At 70.3% G+C, this 18,517-nt stretch carries 18 protein-coding genes; 6 read left to right on the top strand and 12 right to left on the bottom strand.

Annotated elements, in window-relative coordinates:
- Positions 1–33: 33 nt before the first annotated feature.
- On the bottom strand, positions 34–1,278 hold the full coding sequence (locus tag G472_RS0101500; RefSeq protein ID WP_029006943.1) for a molybdopterin molybdotransferase MoeA: 1,245 nt from the start codon (positions 1,276–1,278) through the stop codon (positions 34–36).
- A gap of 199 nt (positions 1,279–1,477) precedes the next feature.
- Here G472_RS0101500 and G472_RS0101495 point away from each other — a divergent pair, with 199 nt between their 5' ends.
- A complete protein-coding gene (locus G472_RS0101495; RefSeq protein ID WP_051340140.1) occupies positions 1,478–2,686 on the top strand; it encodes an MFS transporter in 1,209 nt (402 codons plus the stop codon).
- Positions 2,687–2,714: 28 nt separating this feature from the next.
- Here G472_RS0101495 and G472_RS0101490 read toward each other — a convergent pair whose 3' ends face one another.
- From G472_RS0101490 to G472_RS30680, 11 genes are all read right to left on the bottom strand, one after another.
- Entirely contained in the window at positions 2,715–4,079 is a 1,365-nt protein-coding gene (locus G472_RS0101490; RefSeq protein ID WP_029006941.1) for a TrpB-like pyridoxal phosphate-dependent enzyme, read from the bottom strand.
- Between the two features lie 93 nt (positions 4,080–4,172).
- Positions 4,173–4,832: an energy-coupling factor ABC transporter ATP-binding protein gene (locus G472_RS0101485; protein WP_051340138.1), complete on the bottom strand. Its 660-nt coding sequence runs from the start codon at positions 4,830–4,832 to the stop codon at positions 4,173–4,175.
- Entirely contained in the window at positions 4,829–5,578 is a 750-nt protein-coding gene (cbiQ, locus tag G472_RS0101480; RefSeq protein WP_029006939.1) for a cobalt ECF transporter T component CbiQ, read from the bottom strand. The genes G472_RS0101485 and cbiQ overlap by 4 nt, the downstream gene beginning before the upstream one ends.
- Complete coding sequence (locus G472_RS0101475) at positions 5,575–6,159, bottom strand: hypothetical protein (protein ID WP_035690648.1); 585 nt, start codon at positions 6,157–6,159, stop codon at positions 5,575–5,577. Before G472_RS0101475 ends, cbiQ begins: the two co-directional genes overlap by 4 nt.
- On the bottom strand, positions 6,156–6,767 hold the full coding sequence (gene cbiM / locus G472_RS0101470; protein ID WP_029006937.1) for a cobalt transporter CbiM: 612 nt from the start codon (positions 6,765–6,767) through the stop codon (positions 6,156–6,158). Before cbiM ends, G472_RS0101475 begins: the two co-directional genes overlap by 4 nt.
- A gap of 32 nt (positions 6,768–6,799) precedes the next feature.
- The gene (locus G472_RS0101465) at positions 6,800–7,555 is read right to left on the bottom strand and encodes a DUF4198 domain-containing protein (protein WP_029006936.1); all 756 of its coding nucleotides are present in this window, start codon (positions 7,553–7,555) and stop codon (positions 6,800–6,802) included.
- Positions 7,556–7,770: 215 nt separating this feature from the next.
- Complete coding sequence (locus G472_RS0101460) at positions 7,771–9,084, bottom strand: hemolysin family protein (RefSeq protein ID WP_029006935.1); 1,314 nt, start codon at positions 9,082–9,084, stop codon at positions 7,771–7,773.
- 454 nt (positions 9,085–9,538) lie between these two features.
- A complete protein-coding gene (gene nikR / locus G472_RS0101455; protein WP_029006934.1) occupies positions 9,539–10,036 on the bottom strand; it encodes a nickel-responsive transcriptional regulator NikR in 498 nt (165 codons plus the stop codon).
- 92 nt (positions 10,037–10,128) lie between these two features.
- Entirely contained in the window at positions 10,129–11,013 is an 885-nt protein-coding gene (locus G472_RS30685) for a DpnII family type II restriction endonuclease (protein WP_211100123.1), read from the bottom strand.
- Positions 11,014–11,022: 9 nt separating this feature from the next.
- On the bottom strand, positions 11,023–12,081 hold the full coding sequence (locus G472_RS0101440; protein WP_211100122.1) for a DNA adenine methylase: 1,059 nt from the start codon (positions 12,079–12,081) through the stop codon (positions 11,023–11,025).
- Positions 12,078–12,764: a zinc-ribbon domain-containing protein gene (locus G472_RS30680; RefSeq protein ID WP_084536363.1), complete on the bottom strand. Its 687-nt coding sequence runs from the start codon at positions 12,762–12,764 to the stop codon at positions 12,078–12,080. Before G472_RS30680 ends, G472_RS0101440 begins: the two co-directional genes overlap by 4 nt.
- Before the next feature lie 177 nt (positions 12,765–12,941).
- Between G472_RS30680 and ftsE the strand changes: the two genes are divergently transcribed.
- From ftsE to G472_RS0101410, 5 genes are all read left to right on the top strand, one after another.
- On the top strand, positions 12,942–13,640 hold the full coding sequence (gene ftsE / locus G472_RS0101430) for a cell division ATP-binding protein FtsE (protein ID WP_029006932.1): 699 nt from the start codon (positions 12,942–12,944) through the stop codon (positions 13,638–13,640).
- Positions 13,637–14,527 carry a cell division protein FtsX gene (locus tag G472_RS0101425; protein ID WP_029006931.1) on the top strand — a complete coding sequence of 297 codons (891 nt, stop codon included), beginning with the start codon at positions 13,637–13,639 and terminating at the stop codon, positions 14,525–14,527. The genes ftsE and G472_RS0101425 overlap by 4 nt, the downstream gene beginning before the upstream one ends.
- A gap of 16 nt (positions 14,528–14,543) precedes the next feature.
- Positions 14,544–15,194, top strand: coding sequence for a YdcF family protein (locus tag G472_RS0101420; RefSeq protein ID WP_029006930.1), 651 nt, complete (start codon positions 14,544–14,546; stop codon positions 15,192–15,194).
- Between the two features lie 30 nt (positions 15,195–15,224).
- On the top strand, positions 15,225–16,001 hold the full coding sequence (locus G472_RS0101415) for a lysophospholipid acyltransferase family protein (RefSeq protein ID WP_029006929.1): 777 nt from the start codon (positions 15,225–15,227) through the stop codon (positions 15,999–16,001).
- 246 nt (positions 16,002–16,247) lie between these two features.
- A complete protein-coding gene (locus tag G472_RS0101410; RefSeq protein ID WP_029006928.1) occupies positions 16,248–18,506 on the top strand; it encodes an adenosylcobalamin-dependent ribonucleoside-diphosphate reductase in 2,259 nt (752 codons plus the stop codon).
- Positions 18,507–18,517 lie beyond the last annotated feature (11 nt).

The raw sequence follows: 18,517 nt of genomic DNA, 5'->3' as shown, positions 1-18,517 counted from the left end.
GCGCTCCATCGTTTGTCACCGCCGACCGGCGCCCTAACCGAACAGGCCGGTGAAGGGCAGGAAGGCCACCATGTCGCCCTCGCGGATCTCGTCGGCGGATTCGGGCATGTCGACAAGGCCGTCGGCCTCCACCATCGAGGTGAGGACGCCGGAGCTGTCGTTGGGGAACTTCCGCGCGACCGGCAGGCCGTCCGCCCCCGTCTCCAGCCGGGCGCGCAGGAATTCGCGCCGTCCCGGCTTGCGCCGGAAGGCGAAGCCGGCGACCACCAGGCAGCGGGCCACCGGCGTCGGGTCCGCCCCCGCCAGGCGCAGGACCAGCGGGCGCCCCACCAGCATGAAGGTCACCATGGCCGACACCGGGTTGCCGGGCAGGCCGAGGAACACCGCACCGCCGACGCGGCCGAGGGCCAGCGGTTTGCCCGGCTTGATGGCCAGGCGCCACAGGTCAATGGAGCCCAGCGCCTCGACGGCCCCCTTCACATGGTCCTCCTCCCCCACCGACACGCCGCCGGAGGTGATGATCAGGTCCGCCCGTTCCGCCGCCGCCGCCAGAGCGGCGCGCACCGCGTCGGGCCGGTCGGGCAGGATGCCGAGATCCTCCACCGCCACCCCCAGGGCCGCCAACTGGGCGCCGACGGTGTAGCGGTTGGCGTCGTAGATGGCGCCGGCCGGCTTGGCGGTGCCGGGCTCGCGCAATTCGTCGCCGGTGGAGAACAGCACGACGCGCAGCGGCCGGCGCACCGCCAGGGCGGAGCGCCCCACCGCGGCGACGAGCCCGATCTCCTGCGCCCGCAGGCGCCGGCCGGGGGTCAGCACCACCGCGCCCGCCTTCATGTCCTCACCGGCCGCGCGGACGTTTGCCCCCCGTGGCGGCGGTGAACCCACGGTGACGATCCCGTCGGCGGCGCGGCAATCCTCCTGCATGGCGACGGTGTCGACGCCCGCGGGCACCGGCGCGCCGGTGAAGATCCGCACGGCCTGACCGGTGCCGACCGTGCCGGGGAAGACCGATCCCGCGGGCACCCGGCCGACCACCGGCAGGCGCAGCGGCTCATCGACCGCAGCAGCCGCGGCATAGCCATAGCCGTCCACCGCCGACACCGCCGCGGGGGGGACATCCGTTTCGGCGGCCACCGGCTCCGCCAGAACGCGGCCGTAGGCGCGGGCCAGCGGCACGCTCTCCACGCCGGTCACCGGGCCGTAGGCAGCGGCGATGCGGGCCAGCGCCTCGTCCAACGGCAGCGGGGCCGACTCCGCGCGGGGGGTGTCGCAGTCCATTTCGGTCCTTCCTCCATCCGCCGCCCAGACGGGACGGCCCGCCATCGTCGCCAACCATCGGCGGATTGGCAACAGCCTTGGCGGGGAGGTCAGGCGCGCAATACCGCCGCAGCACCGATTGCGGGGCTGCCATGCGGCTGTTGGCGACGGCGGTGCGGCGCGGATAGGCTTGCCCCGGTCCCCACCGCTGGTATGCCCCATGCCGGATGCTTCTTCCGCGACGCCCGCCGTCCCCGCCGCCGCACCCGCCGGTACCATTGCCGCCCGGCCGCTGCTGCTGCTGGCCGCTGCCGGTTTCGCCTCGGCAACCACGCTGCGCGTCGCTGATCCGCTGCTGCCGCAGGTGGCGGAGGAGTTCGGGGCGAGCGTCGCCGACGCGTCGGTGGTGGCGACCGCCTACACCCTGGCCTACGGCCTCTGCCAGATCGTTTACGGGCCGCTGGGCGACCGCTGGGGCAAGTATGCCACCATCACGGTCGCCACCCTGCTGGGCGCCTTCGCCACGCTGGCCGCGGCGCTGGCCGGGGATCTCGCGACGCTCGGCCTGCTGCGCCTGGCCGGCGGGGCGGCCGCGGCGGCGCTGATCCCGCTGGCCATGGCCTACATCGGCGACCATGTCCCCTATGAGAGCCGCCAGCCGGTGCTGGCCCGCTTCATATCGGGCCAGATCCTGGGAATCATCGCCGGCCAGGCGCTGGGCGGCATCCTCGGGGAGTTCCTGGGCTGGCGCGGGGTCTTCGTCCTGTTCGCCGCAGTCTATCTGGTGATCGCGGCGCTGCTGTTCGTGGAACTGCGCTCACCCCGGGTGTCCGACACCCGCCGGCCCACCGGCCTCACCGCGCTGGTGTCCGCCTACCGCGGCCTGGCGCGGTCGGCGGCGGTGCGTCTGGTGCTGGCGGTCGTGTTCATCGAAGGCATGCTGTTCTTCGGCGCCTTCACCTATCTCGGCGCCTTCCTGCGCCAGGATTACGGCTTCGATTACGCCACCATCGGGCTGCTGCTGACCGCCTTCGGGCTGGGGGCGCTGGCCTACACCCTGACGGCGGCCCGGGTGGTCGCCCGCCTGGGCCAGCGGGGCATGGTGCTGGCCGGCGGGCTGCTGCTGGCCGCCGGGTACGGGCTGTTCGCCCTGGTGCCCGTCTGGTGGGCGCTCATCCCCGGTGTGGCGGTGTGCGGCGCCGGCTTCTACCTGTTCCACAACACGCTGCAAACCCGGGCGACCCAGATGGCGCCGCAGGCCCGCGGCATCGCCGTGACGCTGTTCGCCAGCGCCCTGTTCCTGGGCCAGGCGACGGGCGTGGCGCTGGCCGGGCCGGCGGTGGAGGCCGTGGGCTTCCCGCCGCTGTTCGCGGCGGTGGCCCTCCTGCTGCCGGCGCTCGCCCTGTGGTTCCGGTCCCGCCTTCCGTGACCGGCGGGACCGGAACGGGGCGGGACGCCTACTCCGCCGCCACCGTCGGCAGGTCGGCCATGGCGGCCCGCAGCGCGGCCTCGTCGTAGGGCACGTCCTGCAGCTTGCCGGCGAAATAGTCGGTGTACGCCTGCATGTCGAAATGGCCGTGGCCGGACAGGTTGAACAGGATGGTCTCCGCCCTGCCCTCCGCCTTGCAGCGCAGCGCCTCGTCCACGGCGGCGCGCACTGCATGGGACGATTCGGGGGCCGGCACGATGCCTTCGTTGCGGGCGAAGGTGACGGCCGCCTCGAAGCAGGTGGTCTGCGGGTAGGCGCGCGCCTCGATCAGACCCAGTTCCTTCACGTGGCTGACCATCGGCGCCATGCCGTGGTAGCGCAGGCCCCCCGCGTGGAAGCCCGGCGGCATGAAGGTGGAGCCCAGCGTGTGCATCTTCACCAGCGGCGTCAGATGCCCGGTATCGCCGAAGTCGTAGGCGTAGACGCCCTTGGTCAGGGTCGGGCAGGAGGCCGGCTCCACCGCCACGATGCGGACCGTCTTGCCCTTCAGCTTCTCCCGGATGTAGGGGAACGCGAGCCCGGCGAAGTTGGAGCCGCCGCCGGTGCAGCCGATCACCACGTCCGGCTCGTCGCCGGCCATGGCCATCTGCTCCATCGCCTCCTCGCCGATGATGGTCTGGTGCAGCAGGACGTGGTTCAGCACGCTGCCCAGGGCGTACTTGGTGTCGTCGCGCTGCACCGCCCGTTCCACCGCCTCGGAGATGGCGATGCCCAGCGACCCCGTGGAGTCCGGGAACTTCGCCAGGATGGCGCGGCCGGATTCCGTCATGTCGGACGGGCTGGCGATGCAGGTGGCGCCGTAGGTTTCCATCAGCGCGCGCCGATAGGGCTTCTGGTGGTAGCTGATCTTCACCATGAAGACCTCCACCTCCAGCCCGAACAGGGAGCCGGCGAACGCCAGCGAGGAGCCCCACTGCCCCGCCCCCGTCTCGGTGGTCAGGCGGCGCACACCCTCTTCCTTGTTGTAGAATGCCTGCGGAACGGAGGTGTTGGGCTTGTGGCTGCCGGCCGGGCTGACGCCCTCGTACTTGAAATAGATCTTGGCCGGCGTGTCCAGCGCCCGCTCCAGCCGGCGCGCCCGCACCAGCGGGCTCGGCCGCCACAGGCGGTAGACGTCGCGCACGGGTTCGGGAATCTCGATCCAGCGCTCGGTCGACACCTCCTGGGCGATGACGGCCATGGGGAAGATGGGCGCCAGATCGTCCGGGCCGATCCCCTGCCCGGTCGCCGGGTGCAGCGGCGGCGGCAGCGGCACCGGCAGGTCGGCCGCCAGATTGTACCAGTCCCGGGGCATCCGGTCTTCGTCCAGCACGTATTTCGTGCTCTCGCTCATGCGTATCCTCCCGACATTCGGTCCGCCCGGCGCGGACGGCCGTTGCCCCGGCTTATACCATGATCCGCAATGGGGCCAATTCCTCCCGCGGCGTCATCCTTCGACAAGGCGCCCCGCCTCCAGGCGGACGCGGCGGCGGGTGATGCGGGCGAGCAGCGCCTCGTCGTGGGCGATGACCACCATGGCCTGCGGCAGCGACTCCAGGACCGACGTCAGCCGCTCCGCCGTCGCCGCGTCGAGGGCGTTGGTCGGTTCGTCCAGCAGCAGCACCTCCGGCTCCATGGCCAGCACCGTGGCCAGTGCCACCAGGCGCTTTTCGCCGCCCGACAGCCGGTGGGTCACCCGGTCGGCAAAGCCCTCCAGCCCCAGCGCGGCCAGCGTCTCCAGGGCGCGGGCGCGGGCCATACGGGGCGCCAACCCGCGGTTCAGCGGGCCGAAGGCCACGTCCTCCACCACCGTCGGGCAGAAAAGCTGGTCGTCGGAATCCTGGAACAGCAGCCCGGCACGCAGGCGCACGCCGTGGAAGTCCTTCTCGCGCACCCGCACCGCCCCGAACGCCTCGACCGTCCCGGCGGACGGCCGCAGCAGGCCGACCATCAGGTGGAACAGGGTAGTCTTGCCGGCACCGTTGGGCCCGACCAGCGCCACCCGCTCCCCCGCGTGCAAACGGAAGTCGGCACCGCGCAGCACCGGACGGGCGGGGTCATAGGCGAAGGACACGCCCTCCAGGCGGAACAGGGCGGCGGCGGTCACAGCCGGCCGACCACGGCGACCAGCACCATTCCGGCGGCCGAGGCCACCGCGAACACCCCGTCGCCGCGCCGGAACCCGCCGTCCGCCTCCAGCGAGCGCAGACGGCCGTCGAAGCCGCGGCAGCGCATGGCGGCGACCACCCGATCCGCCCGCTCCACCGCGCGCACGATCAGCATGCCGAACAGCCAGCCCAGCGTGCGCCAGGTGTGGCGGTTGGTGCCGGCGCGGAACGCCCGCGCCCGCATGGCCGTGCGCAGGCGGCGGTACTCCCGCTCCAGCACGTCCAGGGTGCGCACGGTGAACAGCAGCAGGTGGACCAGCTTCTCCGGCGCGCCCAGCCGCGCCAGGGTGCGGCCCAGCACGATGACGTCCATGGTGCCGACCAGCGCCAGCAGGGCCAGCACCACGGCGTTGGCGGTCATCAGGATGGCGAGGGCGCGTTCCACCCCCTCCCACGTGGCGGTGAGGCCGGCGACGGTCAGCCACGGCGCGCCGGGCACCGTGAAGGGCAGCGTCAGCAGAGCCAGGGCGACCACCCCGTCCAGGGCGGCCAACGTGCGCAGGGTGCGCCACAACGGCAGCCGCGCCGCAACGGCCAGGAGTGCCGCAAACCCCAGCGCCGCCGCCAGGGCCGGCAGGGTGCCGAGCGCCACCGCCACCACCGCGAAGGCCGCGGCCGTCACCACCCGGGTCCGCGGGTCGAGCGCGGCGACGAGTCCGCCGCCAACCGGTTCCCGCACGGTCATGACTCCCTCCCCGCCCGCAGGCGCCGGCGCATGGACAGGCCGTAGGCCAGCCCCGCCAGCCCGATGATGTAGCCGAGGCCGCCCGCCACGTCCCGCATCCCCACCGCCGCCTCATAGGCGTCGAGCTGTTCGCGCAACGGCCGCACCTGGCGCGCCACGCTCGCCTCGATCAGCGCGGCCAGGTCCGGGGGGGGCCCGGACGGCGCGGCGGCCGGAGGAGGCGCGGCGGCGGCGGACGGGCCGCCGGGCAGGGTTCCCGGCAACTCCGCGGCGCGGAGCGTGAAGCGCGCCTCGTGCCCGTCGGCGCCGCTGACCACGATCGTCAGGTCACTGCGCCGTTCCGCCGGGAAGCGGAAGGCACCTTCGGCGTCGGTCCGTCCCCGGAAGACCGTCACCCCGTCGCCGTCGACGGCGGTCACCGGCACGTCCCGCGCCCGTCCGCCGGGGCTGAAGTAGGCGTAGCCGGCGACCGTCGCCCCCTCGGCGGTGGCGAACAGCTTCATCTTGTGGGCCAGCGCCGGCGTAGCGGCGGTGAGCATCGCCACCGCCAGCGCGGCGGCCCGCAGGATGGAGGCGCTCATCGTCCCGCCTCCGCGCCCGGCGCGCCGCTCGCCAGGATGTCCGGGCGGACCCGCAGGACCAGCGCCACGGCGGCGGCGGTGAAGGCGGCCTCGATGACCATCACCGGCAGATGGGCGAGGATGGTGAGCTTGGCGGCGGCGGCGAACTCCCGCCCGCTGAGGGTCAGCACCAGGGCCACCGCCAGGGCGGTCAGCAGGACTCCCAGCGCGGCGACCCCGCCCGCCGCGGCCGGCGTGCGGCGCATGGCGTCGAACGCCAGCCGGCACAGGACGGCCGGCACCGCCATGATGGCGACGTTGATCCCCAGCACCGTCAGGCCGCCGAATCCGAACAGCACCGCCTGCAACAGCACCGCCACCAGGATCGCGGGAAAGGCCGCCCAGCCCAGCGCGATGCCCACCAGCCCGTTGAGGATCAGGTGGACGCTGGACGGCCCTACCGGGAAATGGACCAGAGCGGCGACGAAGAACACGGCCGACAGGGCGCCGACCCGCGGGATGTCCTCCGCCTCCAGCCGGCGCAGGCCGTAGGCGCAGCCGGCGATGGTCACCGCCGCGCCGGCGGCGAGCACGGGCACCGAAAGGACGCCGTCGGGAATGTGGGCCATGGTCGCCGCGCTCCGCGCCGCCGGTGGTTACGTTATTTCATGTCGACGGCTTTGACCCAGATGGTCCCGCCCATCTCCACCGCGGCGGGCGTGCCGTCCGGTCCGGGAAGCGGCCGGTCGGCCTCGGCCAGCACATTGAAGCCCCACCATCCCGCCCGTGGCATGGCATAGGCGAAGACCCCGTCGGGACCGGTGCGCACCACCTGCGTGATGAAGGGATCCGACGGCGCCGTCACCGAACCGTCGTTCTTCCATTCGATCTCTACGTCGGCGAAGGGCAGCGGCTGCCCGTCCTTCAGCGCCAGGCCGCGGAACAGGTTGCCGGTCCACAGGCCGTAGGGCCGCGACAGCGGGCGGATCTCAACGGGGAAGCCGACCAGTGCGTCCCAGTCCTCCCCGCCGCCCACGTCGACCACCGTCTTGGTGTAATGGACGATGTGGACCTTCTCCGCCTCCTCCCAGTACGGGGCGGGTTCGACATAGAAGACGTAGGCGCCCGGTGCCGCGAAGCGATGCGTCGCGGTGTAGGCGGTCTTGCCGTCGGCGTCCCGCGCCGTCAGGGCGCCGCGCAGATCGCCGTGGGTATCACCGGACAGGACGCCGAAGCGGACCGGCGGCACCAGGTTCATGGCCGGCCCGCCCTCCATGGGATGGGTGAAGGTGAGGTCGAGAGTGACGGCGCGGTCCCCCTCCACCGGAACGATCTCGGTGGACGGGATCAGCTCCAGAAAGTGCGCGTCGGCCGCCGCACCCCCCAGCGCCAGCCACGCCGCGGCCACCGCCGCCATTCCCCACCGTGCCCCACACCGCACCATGGTCCGCCCTCCCGCCCGAAGCGTCGTACGAAGATTTGTCTATTCTTCATACCCGCGTGCCGGGGTCAAGGCGCCAATTGCATTGGATCGATAAGCCGGTCAGTCTGAACCCGAGATGAGCAAATGGCCGGATTTCCGATGGCGGCCCGCATCCGATCATCGTTCTCCCGGAAGGCATTGTTCGGCTGTTAATGCGCCGTGCCGTGGTCGGCCTCGTCCGCCGGCTGCACGACCAGGACCTTGTCGATGCGGCGGCCGTCCATGTCGACCACCTCGAACCGGACACCGCCACGCTCGAATGATTCACCCGCAACCGGCACATGCCCGAGGGTATTCAGGACGAACCCGGCCACCGTATGGAAGTCACCACTGTTTCGCAGACCGCGGATACCGACCGTATCCTCGAACTCGTCCACCGGCATCCAGCCCTCGATCAGCCAGGATCCGTCGTCCCGGCGAACGGCACCCACGTCCGGTGCCTCGCCGGCATCCGGCATGTCTCCTGCAATGGTTTCCAGAATATCGGTGATGCTTACCAGCCCCTCGACTGAGCCATACTCATCGACCACGACAGCTATGTGAAGGCCGGACTTCTTCATGAGGTCGAGCAGCTTCAGCACTGGCGTGCCGTCGTGCACGACAAGTGGCTTCACCGCGCTCGCCTCCAGGTCCAGGGGCTTGCCACGGGCGGCATAGTCGAGAAGGTCACGGGTGTGGATCAGCCCGACGATCTCGTCCAACTCCCCGCGGCAGACCGGGTAACGCGAATGCCCACCCTTGAGGATCTCCTTGAGTATGGCATCCTGTTGATCGTTGATGTCGATCCAAAAGACGTCCGGCCTTGGCGTCATGATGCTGCGCACCTTGCGATCGGCGAGCCGAAGGACGCCATCGATCATCTCCTTTTCCTCAGGAGCGAATATGCCGGCGCGGGTCCCTTCGTTGATCATGGAGCGCACCTCCTCTTCCGTGACGGTCGCGTCGCGTTCACCGTGCAGGCCGAGCAATCTGAGAACGACGTCCGTCGCGGTCCCCAGCAGCCAGACAAATGGCGCGGCGACCTTGGACAGCAGGCGCATTGGACGGGACACGATGGACGCCGTGCGCTCCGGGTTCTTCAAGGCTATCCGCTTGGGAATGAGTTCGCCGAGCACAATCGACAGGAACGTGATGACAACCAGAACGCTGCCGACGCCGATGACATGACCATAGCCCGCCAAGCCGGGCATGGCATCGAGCCACGACCCGAAACGATCGCCCAGTGTGGCTCCGCCATAGGCGCCGGCGACGACACCGACCAGGGTAATGCCAATCTGCACGGTCGAGAGAAACCGTCCGGGATCGTCGATCAGCCGGAGCGCCGCTCGTGCGCCATGCACCCCCTGTTCGGCCATGTGCTGCAGACGTGACTTGCGCGATGACACGATGGCCAATTCGGACATTGCGAAAGCACCGTTGAGCAGAGTGAGCATCACGATGACCGCGATCTCCAGGGCGAGCATATCCGGGATTCCTGTTGGTGATTAGGGGGACAAGAAAGGGCGCCGCAAATCCGGTCAGCGCAATGCGGCCATCCTGTAGGGACGGAGACGATTCGCTGTGGTGCAGTATACCTGTTGGATAAAGAAGGGCGATCGTGCCTCGCCGTGACGAACGAGCACCGTGCGCTTCCCTAATACCCCGCAGTCAAACGGCCGTAGGCCGCAGACCGGACTTTTCGGTCGAAAAACCGATCCTGAAGTCCGTCCCGGTGGCTGGCGTGATGACACATGGTTCCCCCGATCTTTGGCCGGGGGCGCTCCGTCCTTGTTTCCGAGCATCCACAGTGTCAGATTCCGAACTGCTCTTGCAAGTTCGCCGGGGGCGGAGGTGGCAAACACGCTCGGAACTCCGTTGTCGCGCGCCCGTTCTGTGATTTCATTCTTCAGAGGTTCGTGTCCCGCACCACTCCGAGCTTCAGGTCGTCGGGCTGCTATGGATGTGCGGCGGGTGCGGCGTCCCGTCGTCGTCGTGGGAGTGGTGGTGATGATGGTGGTGATGGCCGCTCACCGTCCGGTCCACGGGAACCACGTTGACCCGTCCATGCCGCACGCCGGTTTCGGACGATATGGCGTCCGCCAGTTCGGTGACCGCGCGGGTCGGGCCCTCCAGCAGCGTCACCTCCAGGCAGTTGTCGTGGTCCAGGTGGACGTGCATGGTGGAGCGCACCAGGTCGTGGTGGGCGTGGTGGACCTCGGCGATGCGCCGGGCCAGTTCCCGCTCATGGTGGTTGTAGACGTAGCTGAGGCTGGCCACGCAATGGGGTGCGCGATCCTCCTCCAGCCGGTCCTCCTGCAGGCGCGCGCGCAGCACGTCGCGCACCGCCTCCGAGCGGTTGGTGTAGCCCTTGCGCCGGATGAAGGCGTCGAACGCCTCCAGCAGCTCGTCGTCGAGGGATACCGTCACCCGTTCCATGGCGTTCGACCCGGTTCTGCCGTTCCTCGTCCCTTCATACCACGTCCCGGCATACCACGTCCCGGCGGGTCGGCGGGTGCGGCGCGTCGGTGTCAATCCAGGTCGAACGCCCCCTGCCCGTCCGTGGCCGCCGCGTCCGGGGCCGGCAGGCCGAACTCCCCGCGCAGGCGTTCCAGGTCGGCCTCGAACCGGTCGGCCAGCGCCTGGGTGTAGATGCGGGTGATGGCGCCGTCGTTCTGGTATTCGACGATCTTCTTCAGGTCGCCGCGCCGCTGGCGCCAGGTCAGGCCGTCGGTGAAGAACAGGAACGCCGTGTCGGGCCGCTTGGCGGCAATGATCTTCTCGATGTCGCCGATGATGTCGGTCATCTTGGAGCCGGTGGCGCCATACCCCTTGGCCTCCACCACGATTCGCGGCGCCTCGCGCGACGGCACCGCGAAGTCGCACTTGGCGCGGTGGCCGCGGCTGCCGGTGAAGGTGCAGCGCGCGTCGAAGCGGTTCCCGAAAACGCGGCGCACGATGGCCTCGGCGAAGTCCTCCACGCCGCGCCCGCGCTTCTGTCCGGCGATGGCGCTGCCGCGGCCGCTGCGCAGCCGCTCCACCAGCACGTCGCTCCAGCGCAGGGGGCGGTTGACCTCGGCCGCCATGGCGTCGGGCACGCCCAGTTCCACCAGCGCCGCGACGAACCGGTCGCGGTCCGCCTGCCACGCCTTGACGCCGGTGCGGCCCTCGCCCAGCGCGTCGGCCAGGACGGCGGTGAACTGGTCCTTCGACAGGCCCAGGAACAGCCGGCAGATCAGCATGGCGTCGTCGAAGCCGGTGGTGGCCAGCAGACTGCGCACGTCGGCCTCGCCGTAGACCGGCTTGACCGGGATCGCCTCGATCCGGTCGATCACCCGCAGCGCCGTCGGATCGCGCCAGTCGACGGCGAGCGGCCGCAGCGCCGCCAGCAACTCGTCGAGGGTCTGGGCGAGCACCTCCATCGCTCATTGCCCCACGATCAGATACTCCTGCACCTCGGCGCGGCGGACCGCGTCGTGGGTGCCGAAGTGATAGCGGTGGGCGCGGGCGTGCACGGTGACACGGTCCTTGTAGCGCTTCATCAACTCCACCAGCCGGTCGCGGTCGGGAAAGCCGTTGGAGCTGTAGGACAGCACCAGCGTGCTGTCGCGGAACTGCGCGAACAGCCGGTCGAAGGCATCCAGCGCCGTGCGGCGGTAGGAGAAGGGAGTGAATCGCTTCTCGATCTTGCGCACCTTCGTCGTCTCCAGGATGCGCAGGCCCCGCCAATAGCAGGTCAGCCCCTCGATGAAGTGGTAGCGCTTGATGTAGCAGTTGTCGTCGGAGCGCGGCACGTAGGGCGGGTCCAGATAGACGAGGTCGGCGCCTGCACCGGCGGTGCAGGGGTCGAACACGTCGCGGTGGAGTGATTCGTTGTCCCGGCCGTTGTCGAAGACCAGCGCGTTGAACACCGCCACCTGCTCGTGGAAATGCTCCTCCATCGACAGCCGCAGATCGCGCCGGCCGTCGTCGTAGCGGGTCAGGTCGCCGGACACGGTGAAGACGCCGCGCGGCTGCTTCTTCAGGCAGGATCGGACCAGGGCGGCGCGGGCCAGCGCCTGTTCGTGGGGATGGGCCAGGGCTGCGATGTTGGCCGACACGCGGTCGAGGAACCGCAGGTCGTCGGGGGTGTAGAAGATGCCCGTGAAGGTCCGCTCGATGAAGTCGTCGGCGTCGCGGGCCGGGGCGGTCAGCCGCCGGACTGCGCGCCCGTCGAGCCGCCGGCCGGCGTTCTCCACCCCCGCCGCCGCCAGGGTCGCGGCGACATTCAGGAAGTCGGACGCCACCACCCGCTTGCCCATGGTCTTCATCAGATAAGCGACGCAGCCGCTGCCGGTGAAGGGGTCCAGCGCCGTGTCGAAGCGCAGCCCCGACAGCACCTGATGCAACCAGGGCAGGAGCCGGTGCTTGGAGCCCATGTAGCGCAGTTCCGGATAGGCGGCGGCGCGGGCGGGCAGACCGGCCGGCGCGTCGGGCGCCCTCACCGCCCCTCGAAGGTGACCATGACCTCGGCCACCAAACCGGGGTCGCGGCGCGCGGAATGGAAGGTGGCGATCTCCCCCGGCAGCAGCCGGTGGGACGACACCTCGATCCGCCATTCCTCGACGGGCCGGCGGTCGGGGCCCAGCGACAGGGCGACCACGTCGGGCACCGCCCGCTCCATCTCCGAGACGTTGACGATCTGGCCCTCCACCACCAGCACCGGCGTGCCGGCGTCGTCGCGCTGCTCCGAGCGCACGTTGCGCAGTTGCAGGCCCGTTCCCGGCGGCTCCACCGGCAGCCCGACGGTGTCGTACAGCAGGGCGGCCGGCGGCCACAGCCGCACCACCTCGTGGCGCCCCGCCACCCCGCCGACCACCAGCAGCGCCACCGCGGCGGCCAGCCCCAGCCACCCGGCGAGCACGCGCGGGGCGATGCGCCGGCGCGCCGCCGGAGGAGGCTTGCGCGCCGGCGGTTCGGCGCGTGCCGGTGGCGGCGACCGCACCGCGGCGGCCATGCCCCCCTCCCCGTCCTCCGGCGCGGGGCCGGGGCCGGCGTCGGCGTGCAGCCTCGGGTATTCGTACCAGGTGTGCCCGCAATGGCTGCACCGCACCTTCTTCCCGTCCGGCCCCACCGCCGAATCGGGAACGGTGTACCGCTTGGAGCACATCGGGCAGGAGATGATCATCGAGCGACGCCGAGGTCACGGAATTGGTCGACGACTTATAGGGAACTGCGAGGTACGACGCAAGAAACGCCCCGGTGCCGGTGGCAGTGGACGCACCCACCCGCGGCGTGCGATGGTCGGCGCCATGCGAGCCACAGGGAACGGAAGCGCCGCCGGGAAGGTGGCCGTGGTGGGAACGTGATCCGCTTCGAGAACGTCGGGCTGCGCTACGGCACCGGCCCCGAGGTGCTGCGCGATATCAGCTTTTCGCTGCCACCGGGCTCCTTCCATTTCCTGACGGGGGCCAGCGGCGCCGGCAAGTCGTCGCTGCTGAAGCTCATGTACCTGGCCCACCGGCCGACCCGCGGCCTGATCACCCTGTTCGATCGCGACATGGCCAGCGTGCCGCGGACCGAGTTGCCGGCCATGCGCCGACGCATCGGGGTGGTGTTCCAGGACTTCCAGCTTCTCGACCACCTGTCGGCCCTGGACAACGTGGCGTTGCCCCTGCGCATGGCCGGCGCACCGGAGGCCGAGGTGGTGGAGCAATGCGCCGAGCTGCTGCGCTGGGTGGGCCTGGGCAACCACCTGGATGCCCGCCCCCCGACCCTGTCGGGCGGCCAGCAGCAGCGGGTCGCCATCGCCCGCTCGGTGATCAACCGGCCGCGCCTGCTGCTGGCCGACGAGCCCACCGGCAACGTCGACGACAGCATCGGCATGCGCCTGCTCTACCTGTTCGAGGAGCTGCACAAGCTGGGCGCCACCGTGGTCATCGCCACCCACAACGAGGCGCTGATCCGCCGCTTCGACCACCCGCGCCTGCACCTGGAGCATGGGCAGCTCCATGCCCTGCCGCCCCATTCGGCGCGGGTCGCGGTTTCGACGGGGCCGCGATGAGGCTGCTGCGCAACCGGTCCGACCTGCCGCTGGCCCGCGACCCGTCGGCCCGCTTCCTGTCGTGGATCACGGCGGTCATGGTCTATCTCGCCACCCTGGCTTTCGCCGGGCAGATGATGGTGTCCGACATGGCCGAACGCTGGGACAGCGGGCTGGCCGGCGGGGTCACCGTCCAGGTGGTGCCGCTGGTCGGTCCCGGCGCCAGCCCGGTGGCCGAACGGGTGGAGACCGCGCTGGCCATTCTGCGCGGCACGCCGGGAGTGGTGTCGGCGACGACGCTGCCGGCCGCGGAAACGGCCCGGCTCATCGAACCGTGGCTGGGGGCTGACGCCGCCGCCGACCCGCACCTGCCGGTGCCCACCGTGATCGACGTGGTGGTGGAGCCCGGCACCGACGTGGCGGCGCTGGGTCGCCGCCTGGACGCGGCGGTGCCGGGGTCCAGCCTGGACGATCACGCCGCCTGGCTGGCGGACCTGCGGGCCTTCGCCGGCGCCGTGGAACTGGCGGCGCTGGCCATCGTCGCCCTGGTGGGCGGGGCCGGCGTCATGGCGGTGGTGTTCGCGGTCCGCACGGGCCTGGCGATCCATCGCCATGTGGTCGAGCTGCTGCACCTGATGGGGGCGACCGACCGTTACGTCGCCCGGCAGTTCGAATCCCATGTGCTGGGGCTGTGCCTCGGTGGCGGTCTGGCCGGTCTGGGGTTGGCGGCGGCGACACTGGCCGGCATTCATCGCGCTTCGGCCGGGCTGCGCGCCAGCCTGCTGCCGGATTTCGCCCTGACCGCGGCGCAGTGGGGCCTGCTGGCGGTGGTGCCGCTGATCGCCTGCGCGCTGGCGGTGGCGACCGCCCGGCTGACGGTGATGCGGACCCTGGAGACCATGCCGTGACGGAAGGGAGCTGACCATGGTGCGGCACTTCGGCCGGCGCGGCGGGGGCAGCGTCGCCCGCGCCATCGGGCATCTGCTGGTCCTCTCCGCGGTCGTGCTCCTCGCCTGGGGGGGCGGACTCCTGTGGTTCGTCTCGACCATTCCCCCCGCCGGCCCCCGGGCGTCCGGCACGGTCGAACTGCTGGAGCACACCGACGCCATCGTCGTGCTGACCGGCGGCAGCGGCCGGCTGTCCAAGGGGCTGGACCTGCTGGCCGAGGGCGTGGCGGAGAAGCTGTTCGTATCCGGCGTCTACGACGGCGTCGACGTGCAGGAGTTGCTGCGCCTGTCGCGCCAGGATCCGGGTGAGCTGGAATGCTGCATCGTGCTGGGCTACGCCGCGGACAACACCGTCGGCAACGCCTTCGAAACGGCTGACTGGATGGAGGAGCAGGGCTATCGCTCCTTGCGGCTCGTCACCTCCAATTACCACATGCAGCGCAGCCTGCTGGAGTTCCGCATGGCCATGCCGGCGCTCACCATCATCCCCCACCCCGTCGCCCCCGAGGGGCTGGAGCTGGAGCGGTGGTGGAGCCGCCGCGGCAGTGCAAACCTCTTGATCAATGAGTACAACAAGTATCTGGTGGCGCTTCTGCGTTTCCAGATCGAGACGCTGCTCGAACCCTGACCCTTCCCTTCCGCCGACGGTTTGCCGCGTATGGTCGCCCTGCGTTCGCTTCTGTTCAACATCGCCTTCTACGGCTGGACCACCATCGCCTGCATCGGGCTTCTGTGGATGCTGCTGCTGCCCCGCCCCCGCATGATCGCGGTGGTGCGCTGGTACATGAGCGTCGTGTCGTGGCTGGAGCGCACGATCCTCGGCCTGACCTACGAGGTCCGCGGGCTGGAGCACCTGCCCCGCACCGGCAGCTTCATCATCGCCGCCAAGCACCAGTCGGCGTGGGAAACCATGAAGCTGCACCTGATCTTCCATGATCCGGCGATCGTCCTGAAGAAGGAGCTGCTGCTCATTCCGATCTGGGGCTGGTACGCTCGCAAGGCGCGGGTGATCGCGGTGGATCGCAGTGCCCGCGGCCGCGCCATCCCGTCGATGGTGGAAGGTGCGCGCCCGGTGGTGGCGGAGGGCCGCCCCATCGTGATCTTCCCCCAGGGGACGCGCACCGCCCCCGGGGCTTACGGCAGCTACCGCATCGGCGTCGGCATCCTTTACGAGAAGCTGGGGATTCCCATCGTGCCGGTGGCGCTGAACTCCGGCATGTACTGGCCCCGGCGCAGCTTCCTCAAACGGGGCGGCACCATCATGGTCGAGATCCTGCCGCCAATTCTCCCCGGCCGCTCCCGTTCCGACGCGATGGAAGATCTGGAACGGCGGCTGGAGGAGGCGTCGGATCGGCTTGTCGTCGCCGCAGGCGGTCCACCGACCCCCCGGCCCGCACCGAAAGCCGCGGAATCCGCGGCTTCCGCGGCGTTGTGAACAGGGGGCTGTGGATAAATATGTGGACGGCAGCCGCGTCAAGTGCGCAGATCGTCCGGGTTGGAGTGCATAAGACCTGTGACATGAAGGTTACACCTCTGAGACAGTGCGGAGCGGCCCACGTGCCGCACCGCCGGCAGTCCCGGTTCCGCCCGATGGGGCAGGCATCAACCATCTGAATCAGCGTAAACTTTTTCCAGGATTCCAGCGGCCCTGCGGCCGCGGGCGCAGCGCGACGGAGGATCCATGCCGGGCATCGCCGCCATTTCCCAGCAGATCTGGGACATGAAGTACCGGTTCAAAACGGCCGGTGGCGAACCTGTGGACAAAACCATCGAAGACACCTGGCGGCGCGTCGCCGCCGCGGTGGCCGCAGTCGAATCCCGACCGGAGGACTGGACGTCGACGTTCTATCGGGCACTGGAAGACTTCCGCTTCCTGCCCGCCGGCCGCATCCTTGCGGGCGCGGGGACGGGGCGTGCGGTCACTCTGTTCAACTGCTTCGTCATGGGAACGATCGAAGACAGCCTTTCCGGCATCTTCACCCATCTGCGCGAGGCGGCCCTGACCATGCAGCAGGGTGGCGGGATCGGCTACGACTTCTCCACCCTGCGGCCGAAGGGCGCACCGGTGAAGGGCGTGGGTGCAGACGCCTCCGGGCCCCTGTCGTTCATGGACGTGTGGGACTCCATGTGCCGCACCATCATGTCCGCCGGCGCCCGGCGCGGCGCCATGATGGCGACGCTGCGCTGCGACCATCCCGATATCGAAGCCTTCATCGACGCCAAGCGCGAGCCCGGCCGCCTGCGCATGTTCAACCTGTCGGTGCTGGTGACCGATGCCTTCATGGCCGCGGTCGATGCCGACGCCCCCTGGCCGCTGGTGTTCGACGGGACGGTGTACCGCGAGGTGCGGGCCCGCGATCTGTGGGACCGCATCATGCAGGCCACCTACGCCTACGCCGAGCCGGGCGTGATCTTCATCGACCGCATCAACCGCTACAACAACCTGTCCTATACGGAAACCATCTCCGCCACCAACCCCTGCGGCGAACAGCCCCTTCCGCCCTACGGCGCCTGCCTGCTGGGCTCCATCAACCTGGCCCGTCTGGTGGTCGATCCGTTCGAACCGTCGGCGCGGCTCGACCCGGAGGCGTTGCGCGCGCTGGTGCCGGTCGCCGTACGGATGATGGACAACGTGGTCGACGCCTCCCGTTTTCCGCTGGAGGAGCAGCGTCACGAGGCCCGCGCCAAGCGGCGCATCGGTCTCGGTGTCACCGGCCTGGCGGACGCGCTGATCCTGTGCGGCGTCCGCTACGGCAGCGACCGGGCCGTGGAGCTGACGGAACAGTGGCTGGGCGCGGTGCAGAACGAGGCGTACCGGGCATCGGCCCTGCTGGCGGCCGAGAAGGGTGCCTTCCCCCTCTACGATCGCGACCGGTTCATGGCCGCGCCGATGGTGCAGGCGCTGGCACCCGAGGTGCGGGCGCTGATCGCGGAGCACGGAGTGCGCAACGCCCTCCTCACCTCCATCGCGCCGACGGGCACGATCTCACTGCTCGCCGACAACATCTCCTCGGGCATCGAGCCGGTGTTCGCCTACACCTACGAACGCTCCGTCCTGCTTCCCGACGGCAGCCGCCGCACCGAGGAGGTCAGCGACCACGCCTACCGCCTGTTCCGGGAACGCTTCGGCCCCGACGCCCCCCTGCCCGACAGCTTCGTCGATTCCCAATCGCTCTCCCCGGCAGAGCACGTGGTGATGCAGGCCGCAGCCCAGCGGCACGTGGACAGCTCCATCTCCAAGACCATCAACTGCCCGGAAGACCTGCCGTTCGAGGCCTTCCGCGACGTTTACCGCCGGGCCTACGAACTGGGCTGCAAGGGATGCACCACCTACCGCCCCAACCCGGTGACCGGCGCCGTGCTGGCGGTGAAGCGGGAGGAGCCCGCGGTTCTGCCGGATGCACCGGGCAACGGGGCGGAGCTTCATCCCCACCCGCTCGACCGGCCGGAATCCCTGCCCGGCGAGACCTACAAGGTTCGCTGGCCGGACAGCGACCACGCCATGTACATCACCATCAACGACATCGTCGAGGATGGCCGGCGCCGCCCGTTCGAAGTGTTCATCAACTCCAAGAACATGGAGCACTACGCCTGGACGGTGGCGCTGACGCGCATGATCTCCGCCGTGTTCCGGCGCGGCGGCGACGTCGGCTTCGTGGTGGAGGAGTTGAAGGCGGTGTTCGACCCCCGCGGCGGCGCGTGGATGAACGGCCGCTACGTGCCCTCGCTGCTGGCCGCCATTGGCGACGTCATCGAGAAGCACATGAAGGCGATCGGTTTCCTTGCCGAGAACGTGGTCCCCGCCGGCCGACCGGCGGGGACCGCACCGGCCGGGTCGCCGTTCCCCGGGATACAGTGTCCCAAGTGCGGCCAGCCCGGCCTTCAGCGCAGTGAAGGCTGCGACTTCTGCCCCGCCTGCGGCTACTCCCGGTGCGGGTGAGCGCCCGCGGC

The sequence above is a fragment of the Azospirillum halopraeferens DSM 3675 genome, from assembly GCF_000429625.1.
GTDB lineage: Bacteria > Pseudomonadota > Alphaproteobacteria > Azospirillales > Azospirillaceae > Azospirillum > Azospirillum halopraeferens.
Note: the sequence above shows the minus strand (reverse complement) of the source record. Positions and strands in the feature narration are given on the sequence as shown.